Source organism: Streptomyces roseochromogenus subsp. oscitans DS 12.976 (genome assembly GCF_000497445.1).
Taxonomy (GTDB): domain Bacteria; phylum Actinomycetota; class Actinomycetes; order Streptomycetales; family Streptomycetaceae; genus Streptomyces; species Streptomyces oscitans.
On sequence record NZ_CM002285.1, the window covers coordinates 8,428,738 to 8,451,081 of the forward strand.

Below are 22,344 nucleotides of genomic sequence, written 5' to 3' on the forward strand. Positions count from 1 at the left end.
GGGGGAAGGCCAAGTTCACGTGTCCGGAAATCTTGTCACCATCAGCGCCACGGTGATGTGCCCGCACGGCGGTCAGGCGAACGTCCTGCCCGCCCAGTCCCGGGTGCTCGTCGACGGCAGCCCGGCCGCCACCGAGGCCGACGTCTACACGGTGACCGGCTGCACCTTCACCGTCGGCGGAAATCCCCACCCCTGCACGACGATCCGCTGGACGGGGCCGTCCGCACGCATCCGCGTCAATGGTTCGCCCGCACTGCTCCAGGACTCAACGGGCCTCTCCCACACCGCCGACGGCGCGAGCCAGGGCCCGCCGAATGTCACCGTCGTGCAGCAGCGGGCGGTGGGACGATGAGCCCGCGCAACCGCCGAACCCCGGCAGCGGGCGCGGCCGCCGCGGCCGGAGCCCATGCCGAGCGCGTCATCCAGCTGCCCGCCCCGCGGCCGTACCCGCAGCGCACGGACATCGCCTTCCCCTTCCGCGTCGACACTCGTGGCCGTACCGCGCACACCGACTACGACGGTCACGTCCGGGACATGATCGAGCAGCTGCTCTTCACCAGTCCGGGAGAGCGGGTGATGCGCCCCGACTTCGGCTGCGGGCTGCTCGACCTTGTCTTCGCGCCCAGCAGCCCGGAGCTGGCCTCCGCGCTCCAGCTGTCCGTCCAGGCCGCCCTGCAGCGCTGGCTCGGTGACGTGATCGTGGTCGACGCGCTCGACGTGGTCAGCGAGGAGAACGTGGTGCGGGTGCACCTGGCCTATACCGTGCGGCGCACCGGGACGCGCCGGACCGATGTGTTCGAGGGGAGCGGGGGAGCCGCGTGAGCAGCGCAGACTGCCGAACCGACCAGCGCCGCGGCGCCGTCCGCGCCGCGCACCTGCACGGCGTGGACGAGGTGGAGACGAGCGATGACGGCCGTACGCTCACGGTCACCTTTCTCGGCAAGGCACCCAACCATCTGACGCATCATCACATCCGGATCGAGGGCGGCCGTCGCATCAGGGACATTCACGCACGGGCGGTCGAGATCGTCCGTGCGGACGACCCCGAGCTCGACGACCGGATGTTCGTGACCCTGGACAAGCCGGGGGACACCTCGCCCTACCGCCTCCGCGTCGTCGAGACCGACGCCTTCGGCCGGCCGGGAACGCAGCCGCGCCGAGGCTTCGACGTCCGTTACGCAGCCGCCGGGTTCACCTTCACCCAGGGCGGGCCCAGCCCGTACGACTGCGGGGAGGACGAGGAGGACTGCGCCCCGCGGTACGACCGCCACCCCGTCATCGACTACACCGCGCGCGACTACGACAGCCTGCGTCGCCTGATCCTGGACCGGATGAGCCTGACCGCCCCCGGCTGGGTCGAGCGTCATGCGCCGGACGTCGGCACGGCGCTGGTCGAGCTGCTGGCCTACACCGGGGACCAGCTCTCCTACCACCAGGACGCGGTGGCCACCGAGGCGTACCTCGCCACGGCTCGCCGTCGCGTCTCGGTCCGCCGCCACGTCCGCCTGATCGACTACGCGATGCATGACGGCTGCAACGCCCGCACGTTCGTCGCGCTTCGGACGGACCGGCAACTCACCCTGCCCAAGGGCGAGTTCCGATTCGCCGCCATCGACCTGTCGCGCCTGGGCCCGCAAGAGCATCCCGGTCTCGGCACCGTCATCGCCGACGAGGACCTGGACGACCTCGCCGACCTGCCCGTCGGCCTGGAGGTCTTCGAGCCGCTGAACCCCTCCGCCGACCTCGGCCTTCGCCCGGAGCACAACGAGATCCGCTTCTGGACCTGGGGCGAGGAGGAGTGCGTCCTGCCCAAGGGCGCCACCTCGGCGACGCTCAGCGACACCCCGAAGCGTGGGCTGAAGCTCAAGCCCGGCGATCTGCTCGTCCTGGAGGAAGTCCTCGGCCCTCGCACCGGCACGCCCGCCGGTGCCGACCCGACACACCGTCAGGTGGTCCGGCTCACCTCGGTCACGCCCGGCGAGGACGAGCTCTACGAGCAGCCGACCCTGGATGTCACATGGGGTCAGGACGACGCCCTGGCCTTCCCGTTGTGCCTGTCCGCGCGCAGCGGGCTCGACTGCGCGCTGATCACGGACGTCAGCGTCGCCCGCGGCAACGTCGTCCTGGTCGACCACGGCCGTTCGCTGACCTTCTGCGGCGGCGCCCCCGAGCGCTTCGCGGTCCCGCCCGCGGCCGCCGAGCTCAAGCCCTGCGGCCCCACCGCCTTCGGCTGCTCCGACGAGCGCACGCAGGGCAGTCCCGCCGCCGAAGCGGTCCACGCCCTCCTCGACCAGACCCGCTCCGGACGGCCACTGACACCGGATCAGATACGCGATCTGGAACCCCTCCTCGGCGCGGACGCCGTTGCCCGGGCAGGCATATCCGTCGTCCTCGCACCCGGCACCACGGTCGAGGAGCGCGTCCAGCCGTCCACCGCCGACGCCCAGGCCACGGCCCTGGAGACGCTGCTCGCCCAGTCGACCTACCCGGCGATCGCCCCACGCTTCCGCCCGGTCCTCCGCTACGCCCCCGTCACCCAGGCCACCCCCTACCCCGACCCCGCTCGTATCGCCGCAGGCCAGGCCACCCGCCTTGCGGCCATACCCGCCCGCCTGCGCGAGCGGATCGAGGAGCTGTGGCGCCGTGCCGAGGAGGGCGAGCCGCCCACCGAGAGCGAGATCGACGAGCTGACCGTGGCCTTCGGCGCCCGCACGATCCAGCGCCTGCGTATCGGCGAACACCCCGGCCGGGCGCTGAGGGAGCTCAACGACCGCCGGACCCGCCTCCTCGCCGGCAAGCTCCGCCGCCTGGAGGTGCTCACCGCCCGCGCCCACGCGGGCACCGTGCTCAACCGCTACGTGGTCTGGGAGATCGCCCAGAGCTGGGGCGAGCGCTACGCCGCCGAGCTGGACCCGGGCGCCCCGGTGCTCGCCGGACCGGCCGCCGACGGCCTGCGCCAGAACCCGCGCTCCGCTCTGCCCGCCGTCCGTGCCCAGGCCGGTGACGGGGTGTGGACCGCCCGCCGCGACCTGCTCGCCGACGGCCCGCGCGACCACCACGTGGTCGGCGAGGTCGAGGACGACGGCCGTCTGGCCCTCCGCTTCGGCGACGGCAAGCACGGCGCCCCGCCCCCGCCCGGCGCCACGCTGGAGGTCGCCTATCGCGTCGGCAACGGCGCATCGGGCAACGTCGGCGCCGAGGCGATCAACCACCTCGTCGTCTGCCGCGGCGGCGACGAGAGCGGCCGCGGCGCGCGCTCCCGCCGAGCCGCCTTCGAGGCGGTCACGGCGGTCCGCAACCCGCTCCCCGCCGTCGGCGGCACCGAGCCCGAGGCGGTCGACGAGGTCCGCCGACTCGCTCCGCTCGCCCCGCACCGCGAGCTCAGGCGTGCCATCACTCCCGGCGACTACGCGGCTCTGGCCTCCCGGCTCCCGGGAGTGCGCCGGGCCGCCGCCGAGCTGCGCTGGACGGGCAGCGGCCAGGAGATGCACATCGCCGTCGAGGCGGTGGAGCGCCCGAGGGCCACCGTGGCCGGAGGGCCGGCCGGAGCCGTCGACTTCCCCGAGCCGGGCGAGGCACTGCTGCAGGCCGTCGAGTACAGCCTGCTGCCCTACCGCCGCATCGGCCACGAGCTGGTGGTGCGACCCGCACTCCAGGTCCCGATCGACCTCGCGCTGTCGGTCTGCGTGGACCCGGCCCACCAACTCGGGCACGTGATGAGCGAGTTGCGCCGGGTGCTGGGCAACCGCCGCCTGCCCGACGGCAGGCTCGGCTTCTTCCACCCGGACGCGCTGACCTTCGGCGAGCCGGTCCGGGCCAGCCGCCTGGTCGCCGCCGCCGCGGCGGTGCCCGGTGTGCTCAGCGCGAAGGTGACCCGGCTGCGACGCCTCTTCCGCAACGACCAGGGCGAGTTGGCGGCCGGGATCCTCCGGGTCGGCGCCCTTGAGGTCGCCTGCTGCGACAACGACCCCGCCCGGCCCGAGAACGGCCGGCTCACCATCGAGATCGGAGGCGGCCGATGAGCGCCAACCGGTGCAGCTGTGGCTGCGGTGGACCCGGCGCCCAACCGGCGACGCCGGTCGAGGTGTTCAACCCGCCGGGCCTGGACACGGTCCGCTACCGGGTGGGGGAGTACGGGCGCTTCGTCTCCGCGATGCTGGACCGGCTCTCCGCCCCGGCCTACCCCGCCCTGCGCAACCTCACGGTGCGCACCCCCGACGACCCGGCGATCGCGCTGGTCGACGCCGCCGCCGTGGTCGGCGACGTGCTCACCTTCTACTCGGAGCGGATCGCCAACGAGGGCTATCTGCGCACCGCCACCGAGGAGGGCTCGCTCGCCCTGCTCGGCGGCCTGGTCGGCCACAAGCCCCGTCCGGGCGTCGCCGCCGAGACCTATCTGGCGTACACCGTGGACCGCGATCCACGCAGCGGCCGGGAGACCACGGTGGTCGTCCCGCGCGGCACGCGCTCGCAGAGCGTCCCGGACCAGGGCGAGGACCCGCAGTCCTTCGAGACCGTCGAGGACCTCACCGCCCGCTGGGCCTGGAACGAGCTCAAGGTGCTCCAGCGCCGCCCCTACCAGTTGACCGTGACTCAACTGGCCAAGCGCGGGCAGCTGTTCGCCGCGGGCACGACCAACAACATCAAGCAGGGCGACCAGCTGCTCTTCATCTTCAGCGCCGACCGCGCCGCCGACCGCGGCCAGCGCGTACTGCTCACGGTCCCCGGCGTGAGCATCGACCGGGAGAGCGGCACCACGGCCATCGGCCTGCCGCAGGCCTCGCTGCCCTCGCTCCAGGGGATCAAGGCCGAGCTGACCCGCTGGATCACTCCCGGCGGGGAGCACAACCCCAACCCCTGGCCCGAACACAGCCGTATCGTCAGCGACTTCGACGACCAGGTGCTGACCCCGCTCCGCAGCGAGCTGGACACCCTCGACACCCCGCCGAAGCTCGCCGACCGGCTCACCCAGACCCTTGCCCGACTGCGTGAGGCCAAGGCCTACGGGCAGGACTACCGGGACGTCTCCGACTGGTTCGAGGCCCTGGACACCGAACTGACCCGGCTGCGCGCGCAGGCCCTCGGCCTCCAGCCGCCGCAGCCGGCCACCGCCGGGACGAGCGCACACACCGCCGCCGTGTCCGACGTGGCGCCGGCTCACGGCAGCGAGCCGGGGGACTGCCCCGGCGAGGCGAACGACCCGGCCCTCTCCGGCCTGGGCCCGCTGCTCTCCGCCCTGCGCACCCCGCCGGCCGGCCTCCCCCCGGACGCCCGCTCCCTCTCCCGCGATCCCGAGCGCAGCTACGCTCCAGGCTCCGACCTCGGCGCCCAGTTGCTCACCGCGCTCGACCCGCGGCTGAGCGACGACCTCTACTCCGCCTGGGGCAACGCCGACCTCGGCGCTCCCCTCGCGCTGCTCGACGCCCAGGCCATGCGGGTCACCGGGACGCCCTTCGGCGCCACCGCCCCGCTCAAGCCGGTCTACGACGTCACCGGCCGCGTCGTCCGCTACACCGACTGGCCGCTCACCGGTTCCAAGCTCACCAGCATGCGCATCGACTACGACACGGACGGGGCCACACCCCGCCGCGCCGAGTTCAGCTACGTCGAGGCGGGCGGCTCGGTGAGCATGAACTTCACGCTTCCCGGCGACGACGGCACACACGACTTCGGCCCCGGCCGGATCGAACTCTCCACCTCCGGCAACGAGTCGGCGCTGCGCCGGGCCTTCGAAGCCGGCCAGGAGCAGGGTGTCACCGCACGCCTGCTGGCCCACCTCCCGGAGCGCGACCTCTTCGTCTCCCGCCCCGGCGACGACGGCCGCATCCATGTCGGGATCACCGCGACCGGCACCGCCGACGAGGGCGACGGCGACAGCCCCAACCCGCCGCTGCCCGAGCCGCTCGACTTCCACCTCGCCCCCGGCGAGCAGCTGACCGGCACCCAGGGCGCGTACCAGATCACGGTGAAGCGTTCCGCCGATGACGGCCCGGCCTCCGTGGAGGTCGCCCTCGCGGCCCGACTCGGCCTGACCGCACGCAATGTGCTCGCGCTCGACGCGGTCTACGAGGGCATCGCCCCCGGCAGCTGGGTCGCCGTCGACCGCCCCCGCAAGGGCGTCACCGGCGGCGTCCCCGGCGATCCCAAGCTCTCCAGGGTCATCACCCGGGTGAGCGGCGTCCGGGTGCTCTCCCGCGCCGACTTCGGCATCACAGGCAAGGTCACCGAGCTGACTCTCGAGGACCCCTGGCTGGACGACAAGGACACTCTGCTCTCGCACATCCGCGACACCAGCGTCTACGCCCGAGGCGAGAGCTTCCAGCTGGCCGACGAGCCGCTCACCGACGACGTCGGCGGCGACCTGGTCGACCTCGCCCAGCTCTACGGCGGCCTCGCCCCCGGCCGGTGGATCGTCGTCTCCGGCGAGCGCACCGACATCCCCGGCACCCCGGGCGTGCACGGCAGCGAGCTCGCGATGATCTCCCAGGCGCTCCAGGCCGTGGATCCGGCCCTGCCCGGCGACACGGTCCGCACCACCCTCATGCTCACCGCCCCGCTCGCCCACCGCTACAAGCGCTCCACGGTGAAGATCTACGGCAACGTGGTCCGCGCCACCCAGGGTGCCACCCGCGACGAGCCGATCGGCAGCGGCGACGCGAGCAAGGCCGGCCAGAGCTTCGTCCTCTGGCAGGCCCCGCTCACCTGGCTGGCCTCCGACACCCCTCAGGGTGCGGCGAGCACCCTGCGCATCCGTGTCGACGGAGTCCTCTGGCACGAGGTGGACACCCTGGCCGCAGCGGGCCCGCGCGACCGTGTCTACACCACCAGCACCACCGAGGACGGCCGGATCCGGGTCACCTTCGGTGACGGCATCCACGGCTCCCGTCTGCCGGGCGGCCACGAGAACGTGCGGGCCACCTACCGGACCGGCATCGGCAAGTCCGCCAACGTCGCCGCGGAGAAGATCACCCAGCTGACCACGCGCCCCCTCGGCGTGACCGGGGTGACCAACCCGCTCCCGGCCACCGGCGGAGCCGACCCCGAGGGCGCGGCGGGCGCCACCGACACCCGCGCCCTCACCCGCGGCTTCACCCCGCGGCGCCGCCAGGTCCCGCTGGCCGTCTCGGCCCTGGACCGCCTGGTCTCCGTCCCCGACTACGAGGACTTCACCCGTGCCCGGGCCGGCATCGGCCGCGCCAAGGCCGTCCAACTCTACGACGGCCGACGCCAGTTGGTGCATGTCACGGTCGCAGGTGTGGACGACATCCCGATCGCGCCCGACTCCGGCCTGCTGACCGCCCTGCGCGCCTCGCTCGCCGAGTACGGGGACCTCCGGCTGCCGGTGGAGGTGGCGGTCCGCGAGAAGGTCCTGCTGCTCTTCGCCGCCCAGGTGACGGTTCGTCAGGATGACGACTGGGAGCAGGTGGAGCCCCGCCTGCGCTCGGCCCTCCTCGCCCGCTTCGGCTTCGACGCGCGCGAACTCGCCCAGCCCGCCTACCTCTCCGAAGTGCTGGCCACCGCCCACTCCGTCCCGGGCGTCGACCACATCGAGGTCACCGCCTTCACCGGGGTCCCTGGCGACCTCACCCCGCAGGGACTCGAACGGCTCGGCGACCGACTGGCCGTCCCCCAGGACGTGGTGGCGGCCCAGCCCGCCCGCCACTGCGTCGAACGCCACCGGGTGACCGGCCCGGCGCCGGAGACCCTGACCGACATCGCGGCCCAGTACGGCATCTCCCTCGTCGAACTGCTCCGCCTCAACCCCGACCTCACCGGAACCCAGCCCCTGCTGCCGGGCCGCAGCGTGGTCGTCTTCCGCGGGATCCGCCCGGCGCAGCTCGCCGTGCTCTCCCCGGACCTGCCGGACACCCTGATCCTCAAGGAGGCCTCCGCATGAGCCGGGACCCCGACGGCCTGCTCGACCTGCTCCCGGACTGGTACCGCATCCGCGACGCCCAGTCCGGCGAGCCGCTGCGGGCGCTGCTCGCGGTCATCTCCGAGCAGATCGACCTGATCCGCACCACCGTCGAGCAGCAGTACGACGACTGGTTCGTGGAGACCGCCGCCGACTGGGTCCTGCCCTACCTGGGCGACCTCGTCGGCTACCAGGTGCTCCCCGGCTACCAGGACACGCTGAGCACCGACCCCGGCCTTGCCGCCCGCCTCGCCCCGCGCCGCGACGTGGCGGACACGGTCGCGGGCCGCCGCCGCAAGGGCACGCTGGCCGTGCTGGAGGAGATCTGCGCGGCCACCGCCGACTGGCCGGCCCGCGCGGTGGAGTTCTCCCGGCTGCTGGCCACCACTCAGCCGGTGCGCCTCTTCCGGGCCGACGAGACGTCGGCCGACCATCGCCGCCTGCGCCGTGGCCGCCTCGCCGACCTCCGCGACGGCGCCACCCTCGACCTGCTCGGCAGCCCCTTCGACACCTCGTCCCACACCGCCGACGTACGCCGCGCCGCCTCCACCCGCCGTCAAGGCGGGCTCACCCCGGCCGGCGTGGGCCTCTTCGTCTGGCGCCTGAAGCCGTACGCGATCTCCCGCGGCCCGGCCTACTGCCTCGACCGGGCCCGCAACCACTACACCTTCTCCATCCTCGGCAACGACACCCCGCTGGTCACCCGCCCCGAGCCGGAGCCCTCGGCGACGCACATCGCGACCATCGACAACGTCCCGGGCCACCTCACACGCCGCCAACTCGCCGACCGGCTCAGCGACTTCTACGGTCCCGGCAAGAGTTTCGCCATCTGGCGCGACGACGAGTTCACCCCCATCCCGCTCTCCGACATCGTGGTGGCCGACCTCTCCGGCTGGCACTACCGGCCCAAGTACGGCCAGGTCGCCGTCGACCCCGAGCTCGGGCGGATCGCCTTCGGTGCCCGCTCGGCGCCCACGCGCGGTGTCTGGGTCAGCTATCACTACGCGTTCTCCGACGACACGGGCGGCGGCCAGTACCCGCGCGACCGGGTCGATCCGCCCGAGGCCGCCGTCTACCGGGTCGGCCCCGGCCGCCGCTTCGAGCGGATCACCGACGCCTACGAGCAGTGGCGCACCGACAAGTCCGCGGGCACGGCCGGCCCCGAGGCGATCATCCAGATCACCCACAGCGGTGCCTACCAGGAGCAGTTGGACTTCGCGCTGGACCCCGAGGACCGCCTCGAACTGCGCGCCGCCGAGGGCACCCGCCCGGTGATCCGTCTGCTCGACTGGTACAGCAACCGCCCGGACGCCCTCAACGTCCGTCGTACCGGCGGCACTGCACCGGGGGTCCGCGGCGGCCGCCTGGTTCTGGACGGCCTTCTCATCACCGGCCGCGGCGTCAATGTCACCGGTCACCTGGGCGAGTTGGTCATCCGGCACTGCACCCTGGTGCCCGGCTGGTCTCTCACCGACCACTGCGCACCGCACTCGCCCGAGGAGCCCAGTCTGGTCCTCGACCGCACCACGGCCTGCGTCCAGATCGAGCGGTCGATCCTCGGCACCATCCAGGTCGTCGGCGACGAGGTCGGCGACGACCCGCTGCCGATCCACATCGCGGACAGCATCCTGGACGCCACCGCCTCCGACCTCGAGGCGCTTTCCGCCCCCGACTGCCGTCACGCCCACGCCGTCCTGCGCGCCTACCGCACCACCGTGATCGGCGAGGTGCACACGCACGCCGTCGAGACCGCCGAGGACTGCGTCTTCACCGGCCGGATGAACGTCGCCCGCCGCTCGGCCGGCTGCCTCCGCTTCAGCTATGTGCCGCCCGGCTCGCGCACCCCGCGCCGCTACCGCTGCCAGCCGGACCTGGTCCGCGAGGCCGTCCAGGAACTCGTCGAGAGCGGCCGCCTGGCCCGCGCGGACGCCCCCACGCAGGCCGCCGCCGAGACCGACCGGGTCCGCCCGCGCTTCACCAGCCTCCGCTACGGGACCCCGGCCTACGCCCAACTCGCCCACGGCTGCGCCCCGGAGATCGCCCGAGGCGCCGCCGACCGCTCCGAGCAGGGTGCCTTCCACGACCTCTTCCAGCCGCAGCGCACGGACAACCTCCGCGCCCGCCTGGCGGAGTTCGCCCCGGCCGGCACCGACGCGGGCGTCTTCTTCGTGACCTGACGCCCGTCGATCCCAAGACGCAGACACCCATCGGCGCAACAGCACACGAAAGTTGAGGGGGACCATGTACGGCGACTACTCACGCCTGACCTACCAGCCCGGCAAGCACTACTCCGCGGTGCTCGCCCAGCAGGGCCGCGTCCAGCTGGACGCCGACGCCAACGAGCAGACGGCGATCGAGCTCTTCCGGTCGCGGACCCTGGCCCGCGACCTGATCGGCCGTGACGGCGGACCCGCCGACAAACCCGGCGACGGCCCCGGCTTCCAGATCACCTACGTCAAGGGCACCCACGACCAGGACGACCTCACCATCGGCGGCGGCCGCTACTACGTCGACGGCATCCCGCTCGACGCCACGTGCCCCCAGCCGGTCCCGGCGGTCCCCACCGGCGGCCTGCTGCCGCTGGACGGCGACGGCGCGGACAGCGACGGTGTCATCCCGTCCCCCACCCCCGCCACCTGGACCTACTGGAACCAGCCCGACGCCTACCGCGACCCCGAGCTGCCGGGCGACCAACTCCCCTCCATGTTCCCCTTCCTGGCCTACCTCAAGGTCTGGGACCGCAGCGTCACCGCCGTCGAGGACCCGGAGATCCGTGAGGTCGCGCTCGGCGCCGCCATGCCGGACACGGCCGCCCGCCTCAAGACCGTCTGGCAGGTACTCACCCTGCCCGCCGAGGACCTGGACGTCCGCGACGGGGGAGCGGCCACCGTCCGCGCCGCCTTCTACGACTGGGTCGCCGCCCAGCGCTCCGCCGCCCGCCTGGCCGCCCGCGCCGAGCGGCCGGAGGGAGCGGCGGACGAGCCCTGCCTGGTACGGCCCGACGCCCGCTACCGCGGCCCGGAGAACCAGCTCTACCGCATCGAGATCCACCAGGGCGGCACGGCCGAGCGGGGCGCGACCTTCAAGTGGTCGAGGGAGAACGGCAGTGTCGCCTTCCCGATCGCCGAACTCGACGGCACCTGGGTGGCGTTGTCCACCCTCGGCGACGACGACAAGCTCACCCTGGACGTCGGCGACCGCGTCGAGGTCTGCGACTCCGCCTACACCAGCCGAGGCGAGCCGGCGCCCCTGCTGAGCGTCGAGGAGATCGACCTCCCCGGCCGCCGCGTCCGCCTCTCCGCCGAGCCTCTTCCCGGCATCGGCGCGCTGCCCGAGCGCCACCCCTTCCTCCGCCGCTGGGACCACGCCTCCACCGGCACCCCCGGCCACCGCCCGCGCACCGACGGCGGCGCCCTGCCCGTCGAGGAGGGCACCTGGACGGAGCTGGAGGACGGCCTCCAGGTCTACTTCAACCCCGGCGGCTCCTACCGCTCCGGCGACTTCTGGCTGGTCCCGACCCGCACCGTCACCGGCACCGTCGAGTGGCCGGCCAACTCCGCCGGCGACCCCCTCCTCCAGCTCCCGCTCGGCATCGACGTCCACTACGCCCCGCTGGCCTGGATCACCGGCGAGAACTCCCGCTCCGACCTCCGCCGTGTCTTCCACCCCCTGGCCACGCCGCTCTCGGACGCGAACGCGGACCCACAGGAGACCGAGGAGAACTGACGTGCCCCTCTGCCCCTTCGCCTCGGTCCGGCTCCTCGCCCGGCCCAAGCCGCCTGCACCCCTTCAGCCGACCCAGATCATCGTCCACACGGCGAACGCCACCCTCCCCGCTGTGGACGTCCGCTTCCGTCGGCCCGGCGCCCGCGGCCAGAGCCATATCGGTGTGTCCGCCACCGGAAAGATCACCCAGTGGCTGGACACGTCCGTCCCCGCCGACTCCGCGTACCGCGCCAACCTCCGCTCCGACGGCACCGGCGCGGTCTCCATCACGACGGAGGGTCATGTCTCCGAGCCCTGGACGGACGCCCAGCTGGACGCCCTGATCCGCCTCCACTGGTGGCTGATGCGCACCCACCCCGCCATCGCCCACCGAGCCTGCCGGACCCCAGCCGACCCCGGCCTGGCCCACCACACCCTCCTCGGCTCGCCGGGCCCCTGGACCCCCATCCCCAAGTCCTGCCCGGGCCCTCGCCGCATCGCGCAGTGGCAGGACTCCCTCCTCCCACGCGTCCTGGCTCCCTACGGCATCTCCGTCTCCGACATGCGCCCACGCCACGAGCGGGCCGAGGAGGTCGTCCGGGATCTCCTGTCGGTGCCGATCGCGTTCTCCTCCGCCCCGGCCGCTGAAGAGGCGCTCCCGGCTCCGTCCTCGGACCAGTCCTCGGCGATTCCGTCGGAGCAGCGGTCCCTTGCGGCCGATCCGGCATCCCCACCGCGGGCGCAGGATTCCGCGGCGACGGTCCAGCCCCGCCAGCACCACCCCGTCCGCGAAGCCCTCCTGGACTTCTTCCTCCCCGACTCCGCACCCCACGGCCCCAAACCGTCCCCACCTCCGGAGGAGTACTGAGGGCACCGTCCGGCGGCGCCGACTGGGAATCCGGCGAAGATCCTTCTACCGTGGAGTCCGCCTGTCCCGGTGCCGCTGGACGACGTAAGGGGGCTTGGTGGAAGCCGAGTTGGGGACGCTTGCCGCACAGGGGGCCACGGCTCTGGTCGGGCTCGTGGTCACGGACGCCTGGGTACAGATGAAGCAGGGGCGGCGGCGGGTCGTCCGTTGGCTGTCCCGGCGCGGAGCGGACGACGAACTGGACGCCTCACGCGTGGAGTTGGAGGCGGCTCGGGGCAGCGGCGACGAGGAGAGCGTGGCGGGCCGCGTGGCCGCCGACTGGGAACGGCGCCTGCTCCGCATCCTCGAGGAGGACCCCGAGGCGGCCGAGGAGCTGCGCCGGCTGCTGGACGAGATCCTGCCGGGAACGTCGTACGACATCGCCTTCGACGTCCGCCGGGCCGCACAGACGGCGCCCGGCGCCCAGCCCGACCATCTCCCCGCCCTGACCGGCACGTTCAGTAACCGCGTCGCCGAACTCGACCGGCTCGATGCCGTGTGCGGCGCACCCGGACGGGTCAACCTCGCGGTGCTCGCCGGGCTGCCCGGTGTCGGCAAGACCGCGATCGCCTGCCGCTGGGCCGACAAGGAGCGCGACCGCTTCCCCGACGGCCTGTTCTACGTCGACTACGCCGCCCTGCGCGACGCGTCCACCGTCGGCGCCGCCATGGGGGCCGACGTCTCCCAGGCCCTGGCCGGGATCCTGCAGGCCCTGATCGGGAGCGACGAGCACATCCCGGCGTCACTCGCGGAGCTGACCCGGCGGTACGCGGCCCATTCCCGCGACCGGCGCATCCTGGTCCTCATCGACAACGTCACCCTGCCCGCCCAGGTCCGGCCGCTGATCCCGAGCGGACCCGGCAGCACGGTCGTCGTCACCAGCCACAGCAAGCTCGGCGAACTCGTCGCCCTGGACGGCGCCGAACTCATCGCACTCAAGCCGCTCGACGCCGAAGGCGGTCTGAAACTGCTCGCCGACCGCCTCGGCGAGCCCATGGTGACGGCCGACCGTGCCGCCGCCGAACGCCTCGTGGAGCTGTGCGGCGGCCTGCCGGTGGCGCTGCGGATCGTGGCGACCCGGCTGCTCAGCGATGAGTTCCTGACCCCGGCCGACCTCGTTGGCGAACTCGAGGACGAGGCCGAACGCCTGGACGGCATGTCCCTGCCCGGCGGCGGCTACTCGGTGTCAGCCGTGCTCGGACCGTCGTACCGCCTGCTGCCGCCCGGACCCGCCCGGATGTTCCGTCTGCTCGGCTGGCTGCCGGCCGGGCTCTTCGACGCCGGGGCCGCGGCCGCCGCCACAGGCGTCGACCTGCGCACAGCCCGGCGGCTGCTGCGCGAACTCGCGGCCGCCAGCCTGCTGGAGACCGAACGCGACGGCCGCTACCGCATGCACGACCTGGTCCGCCTCTACGCCCGCGAGCGCGCGGTGGAGGAGGAGCGGGCCGGCGAGGAGACGGCGCTCATCGAGCGGGTCACCATTCACTACCTCGTCCTCGTCGCCCTCGCCGATCGTGCGGTGCGCACCGACCGGCTGCGCGTCGCAGATCTGACCACCCTGCTGGCCGAGGCGACCGACCCCTTCGCCACAGCCGCCGGCCCCTCAGCGCTGACCTGGCTCGACGCCGAGTGCGCCACGATCCTGGCCGTGCTGCGCGCCGCCGTACGGCACGGACTGCACGCCCTCGCCTGGCCGCTGGCCGAGGCGTTCACGGTGCTGTTCCTGCACCACCGTTACCTCGGTGCGTGGAAGGAGTCGCTGGAGTTGGGCGCCGAGGCCGCCGCGCTGGCAGCCGAGGCCTCGAACAACCCCGGCGCCACCGCAGAGGCCGTGGCCGGCGAGGCCCGCCTGCGCAGTCTGCTCTCCCGGCCGCTCATGGACCTCGGTGAGGACGACCGCGCCCGCACCGAGATCGAACGCGCCGTGGCGCTCGCCGAGTCCACTGACCGCCTGCTGCTGCGCGCGTCCGTCCAGGAGTTCCACGGCCGCTGCCTCGACCGGTTCGACGCGCCCCGCGCGGTGGACACCTACCGGTACTGCCTCGAACTCAACCAGCGGGCCGAGGACGAGCGCGGCGAGGCCCTGGCCCTGCTCTTCCTCGGCTCGGCCATGGACGCCCAGGGCGAGCACGCGGAGGCTCTCGCCGTCCTCCGGCAGGCGCGCGCGTCCCTGCTGAACCTTCCCGAGCCGGACGTGCGCATGGCCGGTCGCGCCCTCCTCGCGGCCGGTCTCGCCCATGACCACCTGCACCGGACCGAGGACGCCGTCGACGCGCTGCGCACGGCGGCGGGGATCCTGCGGGAGCAGCGCGCGACCAGCTACGAGGCCGATGCCCTGGAGGCCCTCGCCGGCATCGCCGAGCGCACCGGCAGCCACCGGGAGAGCGCGCGTGGGTGGCTGAGCCGGGCCGTCGAGATCCGGGAAGCGAGCGGCAGCCGCCGGGCGGAAGAGCTGCGCCGGCGTCTGGCGGACCTCAGCTGACGCCCGGGGCCGCGGGGCGCGGGCGGAGAAGTACGTCCTCGTCGCGCATCCCGGCGAGGCGCAGGGTCAGCAGTGCCTCGTCGGGCGGACGGCCCTGCCGCAGCCAGGCGTAGACGATCGCGGCCGCGAGCCCAGGAGCCGTCGCCGGTCCGGTCACCGCCGCCTCGAACACCCGGCCGTCGCGCAGCCCGACCAGATGGCCGCTGCCCCGCACCGCGCACGCCGCCAGCAGACTGCCGGGCAACTCGGTCAAGGTGGCCCGGATCCAGGACAGCGCCTCGGCCGGCGAACCGGCCGGTGCCTTCCGCTCGATCACCGAGGCGCTTTCCAGCCGTCGGCGGTCGCGTTCACCGTTCGAGCAGGCCAGATGGACGTGGCCCAGCGGCCCGTCCTCCGGGTCGGTCCCGTCCTGCGCATACGCACGCGCCGCTGCGGGGTACCGCCGTACCGTCACGACCGGGCCGGAGGCCTCCTCGCCCACCTCGGTGACGACCAGCCACGAGGTGACGGGATCGGGGGCTGGATCCGGGGCGGGCACCAGCAGGTCCGGCGGGGGTGCGGGGGCGGGCTCAGGAAGGTCCAGCAGTTCGTACACGACCTCGCGGAGCCGCGCGAGCGCCTGCCCCGGCGCGGCGAAAGCCTGCCGCGCCACCTCGGCGTACCGCTCGGGTGTGTGAGCGCGTACGACGTCCTCGACCTGAGCCGCCAGGTCGCCGCCCGGATCCAGCCGCGGGGCCACGGCGGCCAGGTCGTGTGCCGCGGTCCCCGGCACCGCGTCCGCGCCGAACGCGCCGAGCAGGACCGGATGGCCCAGGGCGGCGCCGTACAGGGTCACCGAACCGTGGTCGCCGATCACCACGTCCGCTGCGACGAGCGCGGGACGCCAGGCGTGCACGGGCGGCATCAGCATCAGGCCCGCGTCGAGTGCCGATGCCTGGAGCGCGCGTATCTGCCAGGGCCCGTGTGCCGACCAGACGTTGGGGTGGACGACGGCCGCGATGCGGTGGGCGTCGTGGGGGAGCGCACCCAGCAGACGGACCGGCAGATCAGGGTGCCGGCCGAGCAGGGAAGTGGGGCCCCAGGTGGAGCTGACCACGACGAGCCGCCGGCCCTCCGCGACACCGAGAGCCCGCCGGTACGCGTCCCGCTGGGCGCGGGAGGTGAGCAGCTCGTCGTAGCAGGGGTCGCCCAGCAGCAGGGTGCGGCCGGCGGTCTTGGGGTGGGCGGCGAGGAGTTGCCGTTCCTGGTCCTGGTGCGAGACGGCCAGCCAGGCGCGGCCGGACTCCAGCAGGGCGTCGGGGACAAGGCCCGACAGCCGGTCCTGCGGCCCGCGCGCGTCCGGGACGCGCTTCTGGAAGCCCACGCCGTGCGGCAGCACCAGGACCGGGCAGTCGCCCTCCGGTATGTCCACGTTCTCGCTGGCCGAGAGGATGAGATCCGCGTTGATGTGTGCCAGCTGCTCCCAGGGCATGATCCGGCAGCCGGACTCCTCGAGGAGATCCCGTACCCCGGAGGCGAACGCGGAGGTGGGGTCGTGGGCGAAGACCACACTCACCCGGGGGTCGTCGTGCAGCAGCGCCGGCAGCGTCTCCAGCACGCGCACGGTGGAGGTGACGGTACGGGCGGCGACCACGAGCGTCCGCTCGGCGGGGAAGGTCCGCCAGCGGTGGGCGTCGGGGCCCACAGGAACCCGAAGAAAGCTTTCAGCCGCCAGACGTTTCGCGGTTCGCGGTTCGCGGTTCGCGGTTCGCGGTTCGCGGTTCGCGGTTCGCGGTTCGCGGTTCCGTCGGCATATCACGGGACAAGTTGGCTGACAACCCTTCAGGTCGGCTCGGTTCCGGCGCGGACCGGTCCACGGTAACGAATCCCGAAGGGCCGGCCCAGGCTCAAGGGGGACCGGGCGGGGCCGGCGTCCCGCAGGAAGCCGGCGATCTGCCCGTCGGCGCCGGTGACGACGCGGTCGCGTAGCGCGGCCTGCCAGGCGGGGTCGGGCCACACGCGCGTGAGGACGGCGAGCGGCACCGGCAGCGAGCGGACCATCCACCGCCGGCGGTGGCCAGGCACTCCCGCTCGTGCCGCTCCAGCTATTTGACGAGCTGCCTGAGCTCCACGACCGCCGGATCTTCGGCGATCTTCGGCGGCACCGACTTCAACCGCCGTCCGGACGCGTTGCGGCAGACCACCTTCCCGTCGTCGAGGGCGACTTCGTAGTCACCGGCCGACACCCACCCCATACGTGCCTCCCGTACCCGCGTTGATCAAGTGACGGGAACTGTAGGGCAGAGCACTGACAACGCCCTCCGAAGGCCGGAGGGCGTTGTGGAAAAACGGTGATGTGAGAGCGGAGGAGGGTCAGCCACGCTCGGCGGCGCGCTGCTCCCTCTCCTTCTTCAGCTGCTTGATCCGCGTGGTCTCCTTGCGGACCTCGGCCTGGGTGGCGCGCTCCTTCTCCAGCCACTCGGGCCGCTCCTGCTTGAGCGCCTCGATCTGCTCGGTGGTCAGCGCTTCGGTGACCCCGCCGCGCGCGAGGCCGGCGATGGACACGCCGAGCTTCGCGGCGACCACCGGACGCGGGTGCGGGCCGTTGCGCCGCAGCTCGCTCAGCCACTCCGGCGGGTTCGCCTGCAACTCGTTCAGCTCGGCGCGCGTGACGACGCCCTCCTGGAACGAGGCGGGGGTGGCGGGGAGATACACACCCAGCTTCTTCGCCGCGGTCGCGGGCTTCATCGACTGGGTGCTCTGCTGCGAACTCATGAGGTCAAGGGTAAGGGCCGCGTGCCCGGCCGCCGACCACGGCCGGTGCCGGAAGCCGGGCCACGGCGGGTGACGGACGGCAGGCCACGGCCGGTAACCTGGCCTGGTGACAGGCTCGGAGGAATCACCGTCGTTCCGGCTCGCGTACGTACCCGGAGTGACGCCCGCCAAATGGGTGAGGATCTGGAACGAGCGCCTGCCGGACATCCCGCTCACCCTCGTCCAGGTCCCGGCCGCTCAGGCGCCCGAGGTACTGCGGGCCGGCGAGGCCGACGCGGGGCTCGTACGGCTCCCCGTGGACCGTACGTACTTCAGCGCGATCCCCCTCTACACCGAGACCACGGTGGTCGTCGTCCCCAAGGACCACCTGATCACGGCCGCGGACGAGGTGACCGTCGCCGACCTCGCCGATGAGGTGCTCTTCCATCCCCTGGACGACGTCTTCGACTGGGCCGGCCCGCCCGGCGAGCCCGCCTTCGAACGGCCCGCGACGACGCCGGACGCGATCGAACTGGTGGCCGCGAACGTCGGCCTCCTGGTCGTCCCGCAGTCCCTGGCCCGCCTCTACCACCGCAAGGACCTCACCTACCGCCCGGTCACCGACGCCCCCCAGTCGAGCATCGCCCTGTCCTGGCCGGAGGAGGCCACCACCGACCTGGTGGAGGACTTCATCGGCATCGTCCGCGGCCGCACGGTCAACAGCACCCGGGGCCGCGCCAAGTCTCCGGCCGAGCAGAAACAGCAGCGCTCCGAACCGAAGGGCACCCGGCAGAAGCCGGCGGCGAAGGCCACGGGCCGCACCCCCCGCACCCGCGCGGCGGGAGGCAACACGCGCACAGCGGGTGCCAAGCAGCAGCCCAAGCGGGCCAAACCACGCCGGAGGTCGTAAGCACCGGAGCGGCGGCTTCAGCGGCGGCTTCAACCGGATGCCACGCCCCCTACGCCTGCCCGCCTACGCCCGCCCCTCTACGCCTCCTGCCGTGCCGCCTCCCGTTTCCGTTCCGCCTGGGGATGCGCCCGGCGTTCGTGCAGGTCGGCGAAGGCCAGGCAGAGGGCGAGCAGGATGATGGCGACGGAGGTGAGCAGGCCGTACTGGAGCGCGGTCGCGGGGCTGGCGTGGTTGGCCAGGTGGGCGAAGTACACCGAGCCGACCGCGGCGACACCGGCCGCCGAGCCGATGCGCTGCGCGGTCTGCAGCACCCCGCCCGCCGCTCCGCCCCGCCGCACGGGCACGAGGGACAGCGTGAGGGTGGTGTTCGGGGAGATGGTCAGGCCGGAGCCGATGCCGGCGACGAGCAGGGGGAACGCGGCCGCCCAGGCCACGCTCCGCCCCGGAACCCAGTGCACGGCCGCGACGACGCCGAGCATCCCCACCGCCACCGTGCACAGCCCGGCGATCACCAGCTTGCGTCCGAAGCGCACCACCAGGCGGCCGCCGGCCGCGGCCCCCACCGCCGACCCCGCCGCGAACGGCATGGACGACAGGCCCGCCGCCAGCGCGCCGTAGCCCATGCCGTTCTGCAGGAACAGCGTGTAGACGAAGAACAGCGTCGTGAAGCCGCCGAAGTACACGAGGCTCAGCAGCGCGCCGAGCGAGAAGGAACGCAGGGCGAAGAGCCTGAGGTCGACCAGCGGTGCGCGGTCGCGCCGCGCCTGCCGGCGCTCCCACGTCCAGAACGCCACCAGCAGTCCGGCGCCGAGCGGGAGCAGGGCCCACTTCAGCCGGCCCTGCCACTGCTGTTCCTGCACCAGAGGCAGCATCAGGGCGAGCACGCCGGAGCCGAGGAGCAGGACGCCCGGCACGTCGAAGCACTCGCGTTTGCCCGGCGAGCCGGGAGAGCGGGGCAGCAGCCGCAGCCCCGCGCAGAAGACGGCGACACCGATGGGCAGGTTGACGTAGAACACCCAGCGCCAGCCGTCGGGGCCGCCGGCCGCCTCGATCAGCAGACCGCCCGCCAGCGGTCCGACCGCCGTGGAGATGCCGATCGTGCTGCCCATCAAGCCGAACGCGCGGGCCCGTTCCGCTCCCTGGAACATCTGCTGGATCAGCGCCGAGGTCTGGGGCGCGATCAGGCCCGCCGACGCCCCCTGGACCAGCCGGAACAGCACCAGCCAGGTGGCGCCGGTGGACAGCCCGCAGGCCGCCGAGGCGAGCGTGAAGAGCGCGAGCCCGGTCAGGAACGTCTGACGCCGCCCGCGCAGGTCGCCGAGGCGTCCCGCCGGGACCAGGACCAGACCCAGTGTGAGGGCGTACCCGGACATCACCCACGACAGGTCGGCGGTGCTGGCGCGCAGTCCGCGCTCCATCGAGGGCAGCGCCACGTTCACGATCGACGTGTCGAGCAACGTCATGAAAGCTGCGGTCAGACAGACGGCGAGCGCTTTCCACCGTCGGTCGGGCCGATCCGGCCCGGCTCGGTCTGTGGTCATGTGATCACGCTATGCAGCCACCGCGCCCCGCGCACGGCGGGAACTCCCCGCTCACCCCCGCCGACCGGGTACGACAGAGCCTCAGGACACGTACGACGCCTCCCGCGCCGTCCGCAGCACTGTGCGCCCCTTCCTGCACGCTGTCGGCCACTCACGCGTCCACAGCACCCCCGACGTGCGCGAGCAGCGCCTCCTTGCTCCGGAAGGGTGCCCCGGCCCACACCGCGTCCTGGAACGTGGTGCCGTCGGACCGGTCGGGGTTGCTGACGCCGGGGTCGAGGCCACCGGAGACCACCCGGGCGGTGCCGTCGCCGAAGTCCTGTCGGGTACGAATGTTGCCGATCAGACGGATGTCCCGTGGACGTTGCCGCTCAGGCGGGTGTCCCACGGAGCCGTGCCTACGCCGCCCGCGCCGTGAACTCCGTCTGGCCGCCGCGCAGCAGCAGGCTCGCGGTGGCGAACTCGGGTGCGTCGGCCTGTGCGGCCACGTTCGGGATCGCGAGGCACCGCATACCGGTCGCGCGGGCGGCGGCCGGCCCCGGTGCCGCGTCCTCCAGGACCACGCGGTGCGCGGGATCCGCGCCCAGCCGCCGGGCCGCCTCCGGGAAGACGTCGGGTGCGGGCTTGCCGTGCGGGACCTCGTCGGCCGAGACCGCCGTGCGCAGGAACACGTCCAGGCCGGTGCCCGCCAGGATCACGTCGACGGCCTCCGGGGAGGAGCCCGAGGCGACCGCCATCGGCATGCCCTCGCCGGACGGCAGTTCCACGAACTTGCGTATCTTTGGGTACGCGCGCGTGCGGGCCGGTTCCAGGTAGCGCCGGTTGGCTGCGGCCAGCAGTTCGTCCACCGAGGCGCGCAGGCCGTAGCGCTCCCGCAGGCCGGCCACCGTATCCAGGGTGCTGATGCCGACGTAGCTCTCGTGCTCCGCCCGGGAGAAGTCCGGCACGCCGTGCTCGGCCAGAATCTGCCGGCGGGGCGTCAGGTGCGGACCGCCCGGCCCACCGACTCCACGAGGGGCAGCAGCCGGTACGGGACGCGCTCGCGCAGCGCCACCTCGGTGCGGGTGCGCACCACGCCCGGCAGGCTGATCAGCTTCTGGATGACATCCTCCAGATGGGCGTTGTCCCGGCCCACCACCCGGGCGAGCAGATCCCCGCCGCCCGTGATCGAGAACGCCTCCACGATCTCCGGTACGGCGGCCAGCGCGTCCCCCACGTCGTCCAGGTGGCCCTGGGTGACCTCGATGTGCACGAACGCCAGCACCGGATGGCCCAGCGCGGCGGGGGAGAGGGAGGGACCGGTGCCGGTGATCACACCGTCCCGTTCCATGCGCTCCAGCCGGGCCTGGAGCGTGCCGCGGGCGACGCCGAGGATCCGGGCGTACTCGCGCACGCTGGTGCGCGGCTGCTCCAGGAGCAGCCGCAGGATGCGGGTGTCGAGTTCGTCCACGGCCATGATGGACGACTGTACCAATGGCTCAGCGGACGCGCGTCCCCGTATACCGCCCGACCTGGTCCGTTGGCTTTCCGGTCAGCGTGCTGGACCGCGCAATGATGGGCCAATGGCTCAGCAATTCAGACGACACTTGAGCCAGTGACCTCGGGGATGCTCTCATGGGCACGTCGATGGCGCTGCGGGTCCCCGCGGCGCCTTTTCTGTGCCGGTGTTCCATGGGGAGGGCAGCAGTGCTGAAGAGGATGTTCGTGGCTCCGGACCCGGGCCGGGCGCGGTTGCGCTTCGCCGCGCGGGCCGTCCTCGGCATCGGCCTGGCGGTCACCGTCTGTCTTCTCGCCGGACACTCCCTCGTCGGCGCGGTCACCGGCGGGCTCGCCGCGCTGCTCACCCTGTTCACCGTCGCCGACCCGACCGTGCGCGGACAGGCGGTCACCACCGCGCTGCTGCCCGCCGTGGGCGTGCCGGTGCTCGCCGCCGCGGCAGAGCTGCACGCTTTCCCGGTCGCCCGTGACCTGGCCTTCCTGGCCGTCGTCGGCGCCGGAGTGTACGCGCGCCGCTGGGGTCCGCGCGGGCACAGCCTCGGTGTGTTCGCGTTCATGACCTTCTTCGTGGCCCAGTTCCTGCACGCCACCCCGGCGCAGTTGCCCGAGCTGTACGCCGCCGTCCTGCTGTCCGTGCTCAGCGCGGCCGTGGTG

At 73.3% G+C, this 22,344-nt stretch carries 15 protein-coding genes and 2 pseudogenes; 10 read left to right on the forward strand and 7 right to left on the reverse strand.

What is annotated here, in order from left to right:
* Positions 1–19: 19 nt before the first annotated feature.
* The 8 genes from M878_RS86135 (at position 20) to M878_RS86170 (ending at position 15,009) form a co-directional block, all read left to right on the forward strand.
* On the forward strand, positions 20–352 hold the full coding sequence (locus M878_RS86135; protein ID WP_023552720.1) for a hypothetical protein: 333 nt from the start codon (positions 20–22) through the stop codon (positions 350–352).
* Positions 349–822 (forward strand): GPW/gp25 family protein, encoded by a 474-nt coding sequence (locus M878_RS86140; RefSeq protein WP_023552721.1) that lies wholly within the window; start codon positions 349–351, stop codon positions 820–822. The genes M878_RS86135 and M878_RS86140 overlap by 4 nt, the downstream gene beginning before the upstream one ends.
* Entirely contained in the window at positions 819–4,022 is a 3,204-nt protein-coding gene (locus tag M878_RS86145) for a putative baseplate assembly protein (protein ID WP_023552722.1), read from the forward strand. The genes M878_RS86140 and M878_RS86145 overlap by 4 nt, the downstream gene beginning before the upstream one ends.
* Positions 4,019–7,897 (forward strand): putative baseplate assembly protein, encoded by a 3,879-nt coding sequence (locus tag M878_RS86150; protein WP_031226851.1) that lies wholly within the window; start codon positions 4,019–4,021, stop codon positions 7,895–7,897. Before M878_RS86145 ends, M878_RS86150 begins: the two co-directional genes overlap by 4 nt.
* Entirely contained in the window at positions 7,894–10,092 is a 2,199-nt protein-coding gene (locus M878_RS86155; protein WP_023552724.1) for a hypothetical protein, read from the forward strand. The genes M878_RS86150 and M878_RS86155 overlap by 4 nt, the downstream gene beginning before the upstream one ends.
* Positions 10,093–10,156: 64 nt before the next feature.
* A complete protein-coding gene (locus M878_RS86160) occupies positions 10,157–11,641 on the forward strand; it encodes a DUF6519 domain-containing protein (protein ID WP_023552725.1) in 1,485 nt (494 codons plus the stop codon).
* A gap of 1 nt (position 11,642) precedes the next feature.
* Complete coding sequence (locus tag M878_RS86165; RefSeq protein WP_023552726.1) at positions 11,643–12,488, forward strand: peptidoglycan recognition protein family protein; 846 nt, start codon at positions 11,643–11,645, stop codon at positions 12,486–12,488.
* A gap of 97 nt (positions 12,489–12,585) precedes the next feature.
* The gene (locus M878_RS86170; RefSeq protein ID WP_031226852.1) at positions 12,586–15,009 is read left to right on the forward strand and encodes an ATP-binding protein; all 2,424 of its coding nucleotides are present in this window, start codon (positions 12,586–12,588) and stop codon (positions 15,007–15,009) included.
* Here the strand turns inward: M878_RS86170 and M878_RS86175 are convergent.
* The 3 genes and pseudogenes from M878_RS86175 to M878_RS86185 all read right to left on the reverse strand — a co-directional run bounded on the left by M878_RS86175 (position 15,002) and on the right by M878_RS86185 (position 17,763).
* Positions 15,002–16,693, reverse strand: a complete 1,692-nt coding sequence (locus tag M878_RS86175) for a hypothetical protein (protein ID WP_023552728.1) — start codon at positions 16,691–16,693, stop codon at positions 15,002–15,004. The genes M878_RS86170 and M878_RS86175 overlap by 8 nt on opposite strands.
* 212 nt (positions 16,694–16,905) lie before the next feature.
* Positions 16,906–17,243 (reverse strand): annotated as a pseudogene (locus M878_RS86180) (DUF4132 domain-containing protein); the annotation flags it as partial.
* A 118-nt stretch (positions 17,244–17,361) separates the two neighbouring features.
* A complete protein-coding gene (locus M878_RS86185) occupies positions 17,362–17,763 on the reverse strand; it encodes a DUF5997 family protein (protein ID WP_031226855.1) in 402 nt (133 codons plus the stop codon).
* Positions 17,764–17,869: 106 nt separating this feature from the next.
* Here M878_RS86185 and M878_RS86190 point away from each other — a divergent pair, with 106 nt between their 5' ends.
* Positions 17,870–18,652: a LysR family transcriptional regulator substrate-binding protein gene (locus M878_RS86190; protein WP_106962780.1), complete on the forward strand. Its 783-nt coding sequence runs from the start codon at positions 17,870–17,872 to the stop codon at positions 18,650–18,652.
* A gap of 77 nt (positions 18,653–18,729) precedes the next feature.
* Here M878_RS86190 and M878_RS86195 read toward each other — a convergent pair whose 3' ends face one another.
* The 4 genes from M878_RS86195 to M878_RS86210 form a co-directional block, all read right to left on the reverse strand.
* Entirely contained in the window at positions 18,730–20,193 is a 1,464-nt protein-coding gene (locus M878_RS86195) for an MFS transporter (RefSeq protein WP_031226858.1), read from the reverse strand.
* 151 nt (positions 20,194–20,344) lie between these two features.
* On the reverse strand, positions 20,345–20,581 hold the full coding sequence (locus tag M878_RS86200) for a hypothetical protein (protein ID WP_023552734.1): 237 nt from the start codon (positions 20,579–20,581) through the stop codon (positions 20,345–20,347).
* A gap of 10 nt (positions 20,582–20,591) precedes the next feature.
* Entirely contained in the window at positions 20,592–21,176 is a 585-nt protein-coding gene (locus tag M878_RS86205; RefSeq protein WP_051430151.1) for an HAD family hydrolase, read from the reverse strand.
* On the reverse strand, positions 21,173–21,649 hold the full coding sequence (locus M878_RS86210) for an Lrp/AsnC family transcriptional regulator (protein ID WP_023552736.1): 477 nt from the start codon (positions 21,647–21,649) through the stop codon (positions 21,173–21,175). Before M878_RS86210 ends, M878_RS86205 begins: the two co-directional genes overlap by 4 nt.
* A gap of 230 nt (positions 21,650–21,879) precedes the next feature.
* Between M878_RS86210 and M878_RS49780 the strand changes: the two are divergent.
* Positions 21,880–22,344 (forward strand): annotated as a pseudogene (locus M878_RS49780) (FUSC family protein); the annotation flags it as partial.